Origin of the sequence: Rhizobium sp. BK112 (genome assembly GCF_014193215.1) — a bacterium.
Classification (GTDB): Bacteria; Pseudomonadota; Alphaproteobacteria; order Rhizobiales; family Rhizobiaceae; genus Rhizobium; species Rhizobium anhuiense.
Genome location: NZ_JACHYZ010000001.1, coordinates 1 through 12,139, shown reverse-complemented (window position 1 = coordinate 12,139; position 12,139 = coordinate 1). Strand labels below are relative to the sequence as shown.

The 12,139-nt window shown below is 59.5% G+C and carries 10 protein-coding genes and 1 tRNA gene; 4 read left to right on the top strand and 7 right to left on the bottom strand.

Annotation, left to right across the window (positions count from 1 at the left end):
* Window positions 1–11 precede the first annotated feature (11 nt).
* Both FHT75_RS00055 and FHT75_RS00050 read left to right on the top strand, forming a co-directional pair.
* Window positions 12–1,796, top strand: a complete 1,785-nt coding sequence (locus tag FHT75_RS00055; protein WP_183844605.1) for an adenylate/guanylate cyclase domain-containing protein — start codon at window positions 12–14, stop codon at window positions 1,794–1,796.
* A gap of 166 nt (window positions 1,797–1,962) precedes the next feature.
* Window positions 1,963–4,134, top strand: coding sequence for an adenylate/guanylate cyclase domain-containing protein (locus FHT75_RS00050; RefSeq protein WP_047618548.1), 2,172 nt, complete (start codon window positions 1,963–1,965; stop codon window positions 4,132–4,134).
* 17 nt (window positions 4,135–4,151) lie between these two features.
* On the opposite strand, the gene FHT75_RS00045 is transcribed toward FHT75_RS00050, so the two are convergent.
* From FHT75_RS00045 to FHT75_RS00025, 5 genes are all read right to left on the bottom strand, one after another.
* Window positions 4,152–4,658, bottom strand: coding sequence for a YHS domain-containing (seleno)protein (locus FHT75_RS00045; RefSeq protein WP_088930330.1), 507 nt, complete (start codon window positions 4,656–4,658; stop codon window positions 4,152–4,154).
* A gap of 13 nt (window positions 4,659–4,671) precedes the next feature.
* The gene (locus FHT75_RS00040; RefSeq protein WP_127431339.1) at window positions 4,672–5,265 is read right to left on the bottom strand and encodes an ankyrin repeat domain-containing protein; all 594 of its coding nucleotides are present in this window, start codon (window positions 5,263–5,265) and stop codon (window positions 4,672–4,674) included.
* 133 nt (window positions 5,266–5,398) lie between these two features.
* A complete protein-coding gene (locus tag FHT75_RS00035; RefSeq protein WP_025570473.1) occupies window positions 5,399–6,178 on the bottom strand; it encodes a FadR/GntR family transcriptional regulator in 780 nt (259 codons plus the stop codon).
* A gap of 196 nt (window positions 6,179–6,374) precedes the next feature.
* On the bottom strand, window positions 6,375–7,361 hold the full coding sequence (locus tag FHT75_RS00030) for a substrate-binding domain-containing protein (protein WP_063474355.1): 987 nt from the start codon (window positions 7,359–7,361) through the stop codon (window positions 6,375–6,377).
* A 48-nt stretch (window positions 7,362–7,409) separates the two neighbouring features.
* Window positions 7,410–8,390 (bottom strand): NAD-dependent epimerase/dehydratase family protein, encoded by a 981-nt coding sequence (locus tag FHT75_RS00025; protein ID WP_063474354.1) that lies wholly within the window; start codon window positions 8,388–8,390, stop codon window positions 7,410–7,412.
* 243 nt (window positions 8,391–8,633) lie between these two features.
* On the opposite strand from FHT75_RS00025, the gene FHT75_RS00020 reads away from it, so the two are divergent.
* Both FHT75_RS00020 and FHT75_RS00015 read left to right on the top strand, forming a co-directional pair.
* Window positions 8,634–9,374: an ATP-binding cassette domain-containing protein gene (locus FHT75_RS00020; protein WP_063474353.1), complete on the top strand. Its 741-nt coding sequence runs from the start codon at window positions 8,634–8,636 to the stop codon at window positions 9,372–9,374.
* A 40-nt stretch (window positions 9,375–9,414) separates the two neighbouring features.
* On the top strand, window positions 9,415–10,413 hold the full coding sequence (locus tag FHT75_RS00015) for an ABC transporter permease (RefSeq protein ID WP_183844604.1): 999 nt from the start codon (window positions 9,415–9,417) through the stop codon (window positions 10,411–10,413).
* A 159-nt stretch (window positions 10,414–10,572) separates the two neighbouring features.
* Here the strand turns inward: FHT75_RS00015 and FHT75_RS00010 are convergent, their stop codons facing one another.
* Both FHT75_RS00010 and FHT75_RS00005 read right to left on the bottom strand, forming a co-directional pair.
* On the bottom strand, window positions 10,573–11,625 hold the full coding sequence (locus FHT75_RS00010; RefSeq protein WP_183844603.1) for a DUF808 domain-containing protein: 1,053 nt from the start codon (window positions 11,623–11,625) through the stop codon (window positions 10,573–10,575).
* 313 nt (window positions 11,626–11,938) lie between these two features.
* Window positions 11,939–12,015, bottom strand: a tRNA-Met gene (locus FHT75_RS00005).
* Window positions 12,016–12,139 lie beyond the last annotated feature (124 nt).

Here is a 12,139-nt window from a genome sequence, read left to right as displayed (position 1 = left end):
AGGCTACGAGCGTGACGCGAAAACTGGCGGCGATCCTGGTCGCGGATGTGGTCGGCTACAGCCGTCTCGCCGGTGCGGACGAGGATCGCATCCTGGCGCGGTTGAGAACTCTGCGCAGCGATCTGGTCGATCCGACCATCGCCGTGCACAATGGCCGTGTGGTCAAGCGTACCGGGGATGGAAGCCTCATCGAGTTTCGCAGCGTCGTGGACGCCGTGCGCTGCGCAATCGAAGTGCAGACTGCCATGGTCGAGCGCAATATCGGCGTGTCGCCCGAGCATCGCATCGAGTTCAGGGTCGGGATCCATCTGGGGGATGTGGTCGAGGAAAGCGATGGCGACTTGATGGGCGACGGCGTCAATATCGCCGCGCGGCTGGAGGGCATTGCCAAGCCCGGCGCCATCTGTCTTTCCGAGGATGCCTACCGCCAGGTGAAAGCGCGGCTTGATCTTGCCGTGACCGATCTCGGCCGGATCCAGCTGAAGAATATCGCTGAGCCGATGCAGGTCTATTCTCTCCAGGTCGGACCGCTGTCGAACACGGCACGACAAGTCCAGCCGGCAATGAAAATGCCTCCGGCTACGGCCGTTTCCGATAAGCCCTCCATCGCAGTATTGGCGTTCAACAACATGAGCGGCGACGCCGAGCAGGAATATTTCTCCGACGGCATCAGCGAGGACATCATTACCGACCTTTCGAAGCTCTCCGAATTGCACGTGATCGCCCGCAACTCTTCCTTCGTCTACAAGAACGTCACAGCCTCCGTGCCTGAGATGGCCAAGGCGCTCGGCGTCCGCTATGTCCTGGAAGGCAGCGTGCGCAAGGCTGGCAACCGCGTGCGTGTCACTGCCCAATTGATCGACGCCAATAATGGCGGGCATATCTGGGCCAGCCGTTTCGACCGCGAGCTTACGGATATTTTTGCGGTTCAGGATGAGCTCACCCAGGAGATCGTGGCGGCGCTGAAGCTGAACCTCACGCATGGCGACCAGGATCGGTTGGTCCAAGGACGCGCAGTCGATATCGGCGCATATGAGCTCCTATTGCGCGGCCGCGAGCAGGCGTCGGCCCACACCCGAACCGGAAATATAGCCGCCCGCAGCCTGGCGGCCGACGCCCTCGCTATCGATCCGGATTATGCGGCCGCCCAGGCACTGATTTCCTTCACGCATGTGCTCGACTACATCAACGCGTGGAGCAACGATCCGGAGGCTTCGCTGCGGATCGGACTGGATCTCGCGCAGCAGGCAATGGAGATGGCCGAGGAACAGCCGAATGGCCACTTCGCGCTGGGCATGGCTTGCATGTGGAACCGGGAACTGGACCGGGCGCGCGCAGAAGTGTTGCAGGGCCTCACGCTTTCTCCCAACTCCGCCGACCTCCTGATGCTGATGGCCCATATCCAGATATTTTCCGGCGATCCCGCAGGCGCTCTCGAGACACTGAATGAATCGATGCGGCTCGACCCGCACCATCCGGAAGTTCTTTTCCAATTTCTCGCCGATGCGCACTTTTCTCTCGGCGAATATGAGCAGGCGATTGCCGCGATCGAGCAGCGGCTCCAGCAAAACGCCCAATCTGAAACGGCCTATGCCCTGCTCGCGTCATGTTACGGCCACCTCGGGCGGCCGGAAGAGAGCAGACAGGCCTGGGAAAAAGCGCTCCAGATCAATCCCAATTTCTCCGTCGAGCGCCGCCGCCGCGTCCTTCCATTCCGAAACCCCGAGGACTTTAGCCGCCGTGTTGAAGGCCTCCGCAAGGCGGGCCTGGTGGTCCCGGATACTCGCCAAAGCTGACAGGAACTGCGGCTCGGACCGACGTCCCGGCAACTCATTTCACGCAGTTGATTTCGCGAGGCATGTCGCCGGCGAGCGTGATGCCACTTTGGGCGACTGTCATGGCAACGGCTCGGCACCTGCTGTAAGATATCGGTCGGGGATCTGACACCCAGGAAGAGCTGGTATGGAGCGCCGTCTTGCAGCAGTCCTGATTGCAGATGTGGTCGGTTACAGCCGTCTGAGCGAAATCGACGAAGAGGGAACGCGTATCCGCTTCCACTCCGATCTCCACGAACTCTTCGAACCGAAGATCGCCACGCATCACGGCCGCCTGATCAAGACCATGGGCGACGGAATCCTGGTTGAGTTCCAAAGCGTGGTGGATGCTTTGCGCTGCGCCGTCAAGATCCAGCAACAAAAGGCAGAACGCAATGCAGCCCTGCGTCCCGAGCAGCGGATGCTTTTCCGCATCGGCGTCAATCTCGGCGATGTCATCGTCGAAGGAGAGGACATTCACGGAGACGGCGTCAACATAGCCGCACGGCTGGAGAGTCTTGCCCAGCCCGGCGGAATTTGCATATCCGGCACCGCATTCGATCACACGGTACACAAGGCTGATGTCGGCTTCTCCGCCCTCGGTGAGCAGCAACTGAAAAACATAGCCGATCCGGTTCGCGTCTATCGTGTCCTGTTAGATCCCGCTGAGGCAGGCAAGGTTGTCGCCTCCCCTCGGCCGCGCCGCCGTGCGATTATCCTGGCGACGCTAGCAGCGCTGCTGATCGCGACCGCTGCAATTGTCTTCGTATGGCAATGGCCGTTCGTGCCGCAACGTCCATCCGTCGCGGTGCTTCCTTTCGCGAATCTGAGCAAAGATCCCGGCCAGGATTATTTCACCGATGGCATGACCGACAGCCTGATTGCCGATCTGGCCATGCTTTCGGACCTTGACGTCATCGGTCATAATTCGGTGTTTGCCTACAAAGGCAAGCCCTTGGTCTTGGCCGACATCGAACGCGATCTCGGCGTGCGCTTTGTCGTCGAGGGCAGCGTGCAGCGGATAGGCGACCAAATCCGTGTCAATGCGCAACTGATCGATACCGCAAGCGGCGATCACCTGTGGGCCAACCGGTTTAACCGCGGCGCGGCGGATGTGATGGCTGTGCAAAACGAGCTCAGTCGGCAGATCGCCGGCGCGCTTGGCCTGAAGCTCACTCGATCCGAGGCGGAGCGGATTACCCGTCCGCCGACCGCCAATCTGGAAGCATACGACTACTACCTTCGTGCCGAGCAGGCGACGCGGACCGGCCGCCGTTCCCGGCTGCTGGAGGCACTGGCCCTCTTTGACAAAGCAGAAGCGCTCGACCCCGGTTTTGCAGAGGCCTTCGCGGCCGATGCGCGCGCGACAGCTTATGTCTGGCGAAGCGCCTACGACGATGTTCTCCAGAGCGCGCTGGCCCGAAAAAGGGTCTACGAGAAAGCAAGTCGCGCGCTGGCTCTCGACCCGGTTCTGTCATCGCCCTACGCCGTTCTTGCCGTCATGCAGGTCGTGGACCGCCGCTATGAGCAGGCTGTCACCTCGGCGCAGCAGGCAGTGTCGCTCGGGTCTACCGATGCCGAGGCGCATATGGCGTTGGCATATGTTCAATTGTTCTCCGGCAATCATGCCGAAGCCGGCGCGGCCGTCGAGACGGCGCTCAGGCACGATCCGAACCTCTCCGCCATCAACCGATACACGGCCGGCCTGGTCTTTTATTTGCAGCGCGACTACGCAAAGGCCATCGACAATTTCCAACGCGCGCGAGACGGTTCTCCGGGAAATGGCGATTTCGTTACCCCGCTCGCAATGGCCTATGCCCGTGCCGGTCGCCTCGATGACGCCCGTGCGACAGTCACCGAAGGACTTCGCTTTGTGGCAGGGCGCGATTCCCTGGCGGGCTGGCGTATCAGCAACGCCCACTTCCGCAACGAGCAGGATTTGGCCTTTATCCTCGATGCTCTGCGCGAGGCCGGTCTGCCGGAATGGCCGTTCGCTTTCAAGGGCGACGAGCAGGACCGGCTGCACGACGACGAAATCACAAGCGCCGTCATGGGAAAACTCCTGCGGGGCAAGACCGAGCCCTCAGGAAGCCCTGCACTCATGCAAATCGAACGCGATGGAAAGGCTGCATTCCGCTCGGCGACGCAGATGATCACCGAGACGGTTTTCGTCCAGGGCGACATGCTCTGCGAGCAGAGCGAAAATGCATTCGGACGAGCCGATTGCGGCCCGGTCTACAGATCTGCAAACTCGCCTGCTGAAACCAGCTATGCTTACGTGAACTCCACCAAGGTCTTCTATTTTTCGCCCGTCAAATAGCCGCACTCCACCCGCGGTCAGTGATACTGATCCCGTTCGAGATCGGCTGCGACCTTCGGCCAGTTGCTGTCGGCTTTCGGGACTGCTTCAGCCACATGCGCGGCAAACCCCTCCGCCGATCCCTTGTCGTAGATCAGGTAAAGCTTGCCGTCGATGATCTTGAACGCCTCTGGATCGACATTTACCGTGACCGACCCGAGAGCCACCTCGCCCGCGCAGTAACCGCCATACTGAGGCGCATATTTGATCGGCTCGCTGATGAACATTTCGCGGTGTTTGGCATTGGCGAAAAGCCAAGGCGTCCCGAGCCATTCGTGGGAGAATTCCTCGGAGCCTTTCACGGCTTTGCCTTCGGTGAAATAGGCGACAGGATCGTATCCCATGATTGCCACGCCGCCGAAGTACCCCGTATTGACCGAGTCGTCGGCAAAAGCCTGCGATCCACCGGCGGCTGCCAAAGCCAGAAGGAACACCGCCACAGAGCGACCAATTCCTCGCGCACCGCTTCTGGTCCCTGCACACATCTGCGCCTCCTATTCAATCGTGGATTTCAATGCACTTGGCGTAACCTTCTTCGCCGAGGCGGCTGGCCGGTGGGCACGACGCGCCGTGCCGTTTGAACAATCGCACGATGTCCATGTTGCCCTTCCAGACCGCACGCGTGATCGGCGTGTAGCCGTGAACCTCTGCATGACCGACGTCAGCCCCCTCAGCGAGAAGAAACGCGGCGAGAGCGACGTGGTTTTCCTCACCGGCGACCATCAGCGGCGTTACACCCGCTTTGTTGGCCGCATCGTCGAGCGTCGCCCCGTGGTGAAGCAGCAGCTTGCTGATCGGCAAGCTGCCGGAAAAGGCCGCGGCATGAAGCGGCGTAAAGCCGCCCGAATTCCGAGCCATGACGTCAGCACCTTTGCCGATGAGCAATTCGGCGATGGCGAGCTGGTCTCCGAGCGCGGCGTTGATGAGAGGCGTCGCCAGATCGCGTGCCCGGCTGTTGACATCCGTACCCGCAGCCAAAACCTGTTCGACGGCGGCGGTGTTTCCGGTTGCGACTGCATCGAACAAGGGGCTCCCCGCAGCGGCCATTGTCGCTGTGAAAATCAACCCCACCGATGCAAGCAACCCGCGCATGGTTCAGCCCCCGAAGGTAGCCTGAGAAAATAGCACAAGCCGCAGGTTTTGGGTAGGCACCAAGCACCGTAGGAGCTTGAACGGCTCTGCATCAGGTTGCCGGCAAGGCGCCAGCCGGGCAGGATGCACACCTCTATCGCGACCAACGTGCTATGATCTGGTCGGTATTTGCCAGCGCCTTGCGAACGGCGTTGCGCGCCATGTTCGGTCGCTGCAATCGGATGTTTTTTTCAATATTTTCATGAAGCTTCAGTGCATAGCGCAAATTGTCTTCCTCTCGCGTGACGTGGGCGAAGAGGTGGTTCAACGCCGATTCGATCAGTACGCCGAGCGGCACCAGCAGATCATTTCCGGAGGCGCGTAGGATCGCGATATGAAATCGCGCATCGGATTCCGTTCGCTGCTGAAGCGATGTCGCCTGATCCATGTCATGCAGGGCCTGACTGATCGCATTCATTTGCTCCTCGGTTCGCCGCTCCGCAGCCAGTGCCGTCGCTTCCGGCTCGATCATATGCCTGAGTTCCTGCACAGCCCTCAGAAAGGCTTCACGATCGGGAGACGCGGCATACCAGCCCAAGACATCTCGATCCAGTAGGTTCCAACGCTCCTTGGGTTCGACCCAGCTGCCGATTTTCGGGCGAGAAGAAAGCAGGCCCTTGGCCATCAACATCTTGATCGCTTCGCGCACCGCCGATCGGCTGACTTCAAAGACTTCAGACCATTTTGCCTCATTTGGCAGGATCGTGCCCGGCGGATAGTCGCCGCGTACGATTCGCAGCCCAATCTCTCCCGCCAAAGACACATGAACGCTCGCCCCCGTCATGCGGGGAGCATTTGGGCGCCTTGTGGCCGAACGGTCAACCGTCACCACTTCGACCGGAGCCGCCGGCTTTCCCGATTTCTTGTCAGGCATTTATTTCTACTGCCTCAGCATCTTTCGATTGTCTGCATGTACTCTCAAAACAATCGTAATAACGAGGAAGTCGCCTGCGATTGACGCCGCCAAAAAGCGCGGAATCCGGGGCGCGTCAAGCCCTGCGGGCCTTTCGATCCGTCTCTCGTGGGGCAGTCGGCGGCACCCTTGAACCGAGTGCCGCCAAACCGCGGACCTACTTTTGAATGCAGGTATCGACTGTATCCTTGGTGCACTCGTCGAGCCCGGTGAAGACCGGATCTTCGACCGGCTTGCCGGCAATCAGATCCATCATCACCGAAGGCGCCTTGTAGCCCATCTCGAACGGCCGCTGGCCGACGAGCGCCGTCACCAGGCCTTCCCTCGCAATGGCAACCTCGTCGCCGATCGTGTCAGCCGCACCAATGACGAAATCGTTGCTGGCGATCTTGTCGGCCATCGGTTTGAACAGGTCGCGATAGGGCTGCGGCGCGCCGAACAATGGCCAGCCACCCATAATGCCGAATGCGTCCAGGTCGGGATTGGCCGCGAGGATATCGGTCATTGCCTGAACACCCTGGGCACCATTGTCATTGGTGAACACCGGGCAGCCGGCGACCTCCGTCCACCCGCCCTCGCCCTTCAGCGCGGTCAAGCCCTTCTCGCCAGTGAGCGTGTCGCGCATACCTTGCGCCCGGCGTAGAATATTGTCTGCTCCCGGATTGCCTTCGATCGTGCAGATCTTGCCGCCCTTCGGCTTAGCCTTCTTGATGTACTCGCCGATGCGTGCGCCCATCAGATAGTTGTCCGTGCCGAGATAGGTCTTGCGCAACGCTGCATCCTCGGCGGCAAGATCGGCATCGAGCGTCATCACCGGAACCGTTGGATTGGCGGTTTTCAGGGTCTGGGCGATGAGCTTTGCATTGGACGGCGAAATTGCGATTGCAGCCGTGTCTGCCTTGCCCAACATATCCTGAACGATCTGCGCTTCGCCGGCCTCATCGGATGTCGATGCCGGACCGGTGTAGAAGCACTCGTATTCCGCAGTCGGGTTCTCCTTGTTCCATTTCTGGCAACCCTGGTTGATTGCTTCGAAGAACGGATTGTCGAGGCCCTTGACGACGATGACCAGTTGCTTCTTCGCCAGGGCCTGCCCGGCGGTCAGTGCTAGAACTGCGGCTGTCAGTAGTAATGCCTTCCTCATAGTTTCCTCCCTTGAAACAGACGGGCACGACATGCCCGCCATACGAAATCAACCCGGATACCAGACGATGCGAGGCTCCTCCTTCGAACGCTCGTATTGCCATGCCGAGTCGATAAGCATTTCGAGATCGTAGTCCGGCCGCCAGTCCAGCAGGTATTTCGCCTTGCTGTTGTCCATCCAATTGGAATGGAAGCGGCTTGGTATCTCGACAGAGCCGAGATTGCGCGTGCGCTGGAGGTAGGCGGCGACGTCCGCATAGTCGACAGGGCGATCCATGCAGATATTGAAGAGTTGCCGCTCCGCCCGCGGGTTGTCGATCGCTGCCAATATGGCCGATACGAGGTCATCGACATGCACGAAATTGCGTTTCAGCGGTCGTCCGTCAGCATCAAGGAGCAGTGGCACCGTCCCCAGAGCAGCGTAGCGCCGTGCCGCGTCTTCCGGAACCAGCGTCTTCCAGTCCGGGCCACCAAAGACATCGTCGCCAAAAGACAGCGAATATTTGAAATCGTCCTTTTCCATGATCCAGGGCGCCCGCAGACAACAGCCATTGAGGCCGTACTGAATGCCGAACTGCTCCAGCATCACCTCTTCCAGAACCTTGGAAAGCGCATAGCTTCCCGGATAAGCACGATGGGGAGTATTCTCGGTGATCGGGCCATTGTGGCGATAGTGGAAATGTCCCACGCCCGCATCACCCCCGATCAGGATGAACTGGCGTGCAGTGACGCTCGTGCGGAACTCTTCGAGCAGCCAAAACAGACCTTTGACCGTGACATCCATGATGTCTTCAGGCGTTTCCTTGCAGGTGGCGAGATGCACGACATGGGTAACGTCGTCGAGCGCCGCTGCCACGATGTCGCGATCGGCGATCGAGCCGCGGATGACTTCGACACGGTCGGTCTCATCGCACAGCCGATTATGGCAAAGCGCGCGAATACGGGCCTTGGAAAATCTCGGATCGTCAAGCAGCCCAGCAATGAAGCGCCGCCCGACCTTGCCCGTCGCACCGGTCACAAGGATCAGCATGCTCTCTCTCCCACCGATAGCTAATATTCACGCGCCGCTCTCGTCAAACGATATTTGTCTGACAAAACAGATTTTTGCGATAATAAGGCCAATACACCGGACAATAGTTGACGCTGCGGCAAGGTTTTGCGTAAATGTTTCTGATCGCTTTTCTGGGAGGACATTGGAAAAGCGAAGTCGCTGGAGCCTCGCGCCGAAGACACGCGACGGATAGCCTGCAAGTCTTGGGAGGCCAGAAGGCTGGTGGCGGTTCTTGAGCTCACCAATATTTCCAAACATTTCGGCGCCATCCAGGCTGTCAACGATATTTCGTTTTCGCTTGAAGCGGGGCAGGTTGTCGGCCTGATGGGCGACAACGGCGCCGGCAAGTCGACATTGGTGAAGATGATCGCCGGCAACTTTCGCCCGAGCCACGGAACCATGCGCCTCGACGGCGCCGATCTGGTGCTTCATCGGCCGAAGGAAGCACGCCAGCATGGCATCGAGATCGTTCACCAGGATCTGGCGCTCTGCAACAATCTGACGGCGGCAGCAAACGTGTTTCTCGGACGAGAATTGCGCCGCGGCATGGGGCCTTTTCGCATCCTCGACTACAAGAGCATGTACAAACGCTCCGGCGAGATATTTCGCGAGCTCAAATCCGAGACGCGGGCGCGCGATCTCGTCAAGCAAATGTCGGGTGGCCAGCGACAGGCGGTGGCGATCGCCCGAACGATGTTGTCGGAAGCGAAAATCGTGTTGATGGACGAGCCGACGGCAGCCATTTCCGTGCGCCAGGTGGCTGAGGTTTTGAACCTGATCCGCCAATTGCGTGACCGGGGCATTGTCGTTGTCCTGATCAGCCACCGCATGCCCGACGTCTTTTCGGTCGCCGACCGCGTGATCGTGATGCGGCGGGGCAGAAAAGTGGCCGACAAGCAGATTGCCGCAAGTTCGCCGGAGGAAGTGACGGGATTGATCACCGGCGCCATCGAACAGGTGTGATCGATGCTATCCGCTGCAATAGGAAAAAAGAAGGTCGACGATGGCGATTACACTTGACCAGACGATCGGACAGAAGCAACGGAGTTGGCTGGCATCGGTCTTCAGCGGCCAGACCTTCTGGGTGCTCACTGCAGTCATTCTCGCCTGCATTTTTCTGTCGATGGCGACGGACTCCTTTGCGACCGCGAAGAACATCTACAACATCACCCGCAACGTCACTTTCGTTGCAATTATCGCGCTTGGTATGACGCTGGTCATCATCACCGGCGGCATCGATTTGTCCGTCGGCTCCGTGCTTTGCCTGTGCAGCATGGTGCTGGCGGTCGTCATGCACGCGGGATACGGCATTGAAGTCGGCATCGCCGCCTCGATCGGTACAGCTCTTTTGGTCGGAGCTTTCAACGGCGTATTGATTGCCTATCTCGGCTTCCCACCTTTCGTCGTCACGCTCGGCATGTTGTCTATTGCACGCAGCCTTGCAATGGTCGCATCCAACAACACCGTCGTTTTCCAGTTCGGGCCTGATCACGACAAGCTGCTGGCGCTGGGTGGCGGCGCTTGGCTTTTCGGCATCGCCAATCCGGTGCTTTACATGGTCGTGCTGGCCCTCATCACCGGTTTCGTGCTGCGCTGGACCAAGTTCGGCCGCTATGTCTTTGCCATCGGCGGCAATGAGCACGCGGCGACACTGACGGGCGTTCCAGTGCCGAGGATCAAGGTTATCGTCTATATGATTTCCGCCCTGTCGGCAGGCGTTGCCGGCATCATTCAAACCGGCTGGCTCGGCGCCGTCACCACAAACATCGGCGCCGGAATGGAACTTCAAGTCATCGCGGCCGCGGTTATCGGCGGCGCCAATCTCGCCGGCGGTGTCGGCACCGCCTTCGGAGCCTTGGTCGGCGCCGCCCTCATCGAGATCATCCGCAACAGTCTCGGCTTGCTCGGCATCAACGCCTTCTGGCAGGGAAGCTTCATCGGCGGAGCAATCGTGCTCGCCGTCCTTTTCGACCGACTTCGCAACTTACGACAGGGCGAGTAGGCAAATTCGGTCTCCGCCCCGCTGGATATGACGCCTTAGAGCGCTTCAGCTTTTCACGGAAACGCAGAACCGCCCTAACTTTTTGTTTTTACACAATTCCCGGCAAAAGCGCCTCGCGCTTTGCCTGGAATTGCATCGAGTGATGCCGTGCATCGTCAATCATTGCTGCCTGTCGGTGGCCGCTATGTTCATTTTTTTCCCATCCGCCAGTGCCTCTTTCCGCCGGCGGCGCGGCAGGAGCGATTTGAGGTACCGCCACAGTGGCGAGATGACGTAGCCTGCGACCGGAATTGTAATCAGGCCCGCGACAATACCGACGATGCCAGCTCCTGTAGCCTCGACGACCCAGCGCAGCACCGACGCCAGAACGGGAATGGCATGCGCGGTCGCCTCCCCGACATCATGGATGAGATGCGCAAGGCCGCCGAAACCATAGGTTTCGAGGCCGTGAACGATGATGCCGCCGCCGACCCAGATCATGGCCGCCGTTCCGATAATGCCGAGCACTTTCAGAAAATAGGGCATGCCGGTGACAAGCCCTTTTCCGATCGCGCGCAAGAAGGAACCCATCGGAGACGGCGTCTGTACACGCGCCAGCATCAGCCCCAGATCATCAGCCTTCACGATCAACGCCACGCCACCATAGACCATGACCGTTATACCCAGTCCGACGACCGCAAGGATGAAGGCCTGCGTGACTATGCTGCCTGACGGCAACGCACCGAGCGTAATCGCCATGATTTCGGCCGACAGGATGAAATCCGTCTTGATCGCACCCGCAACCTTCTCGTCTTCGAGCGATTGTGCATCGAGGCTCGTAGCCTCGAGTGCCGATTCATGGGTGTGCGCTGCATGCGGTAGCACGAGTGCGTAAACCTTTTCCACGCCCTCATAGCAGAGAAAAAGCCCGCCGATCATGAGCAGCGGTGTGATCGCCTGCGGTGCGACAAGGCTCAGGATAAGCGCCGCGGGAAGCAGGATCAGAAGCTTGTTCTTCAGCGAGCCGAGGGCGATCTTGCCGATGATCGGCAATTCGCGTGCTGCGGAAAATCCGGTGACGTAACGGGGTGTCACAGCCGCATCATCGATGACGACACCTGCCGCTTTCGTGCCGGCCTTGGCTGCCTGGCCGGCAATATCGTCAAGCGAGGCCGCAGCCACCTTGGCCAGTGCAGCGATATCATCAAAAAGGGCAATCAGGCCGACACTCATTCGAGCCTCCGTTGAGAAGACAGACTTAACACAGCGAAAAATGGAAAACCCGTCATCCAACGACTCGAAGCGAGACGTGGCATCCTCCACGCTGGGAAGATGCCACGCACAAATCGTGACGGCAACGGCCGTTATTCGGCCCGCATCGGGTTCGGCCCACTCTGATCCCGCGGAGGACGTGCCTTCCGGTCCCGGTGTCTGTTCCGGCAGTTCGACAACGCACCGGTTCGACGAAGGAGGACTTGCAGATACGCCAAAAGCCCGCACGAGGCGGGCTTTTTGTATCAGTGTGTATGGCGGTCTGTGTGGGATTTGGTTGCGGGGGCAGGATTTGAACCTGCGGCCTTCAGGTTATGAGCCTGACGAGCTACCGGGCTGCTCCACCCCGCGAGATATAATTTAACACAAAAGGCCGCTTGATGGGCGGCCCTTTTGTCTCGGCTATGGGCCGTTTGGCGTGATTGAGAAGATTGATTGATATAAGTTGCGCTTTGCAGACCTGGCAGCGACCTAC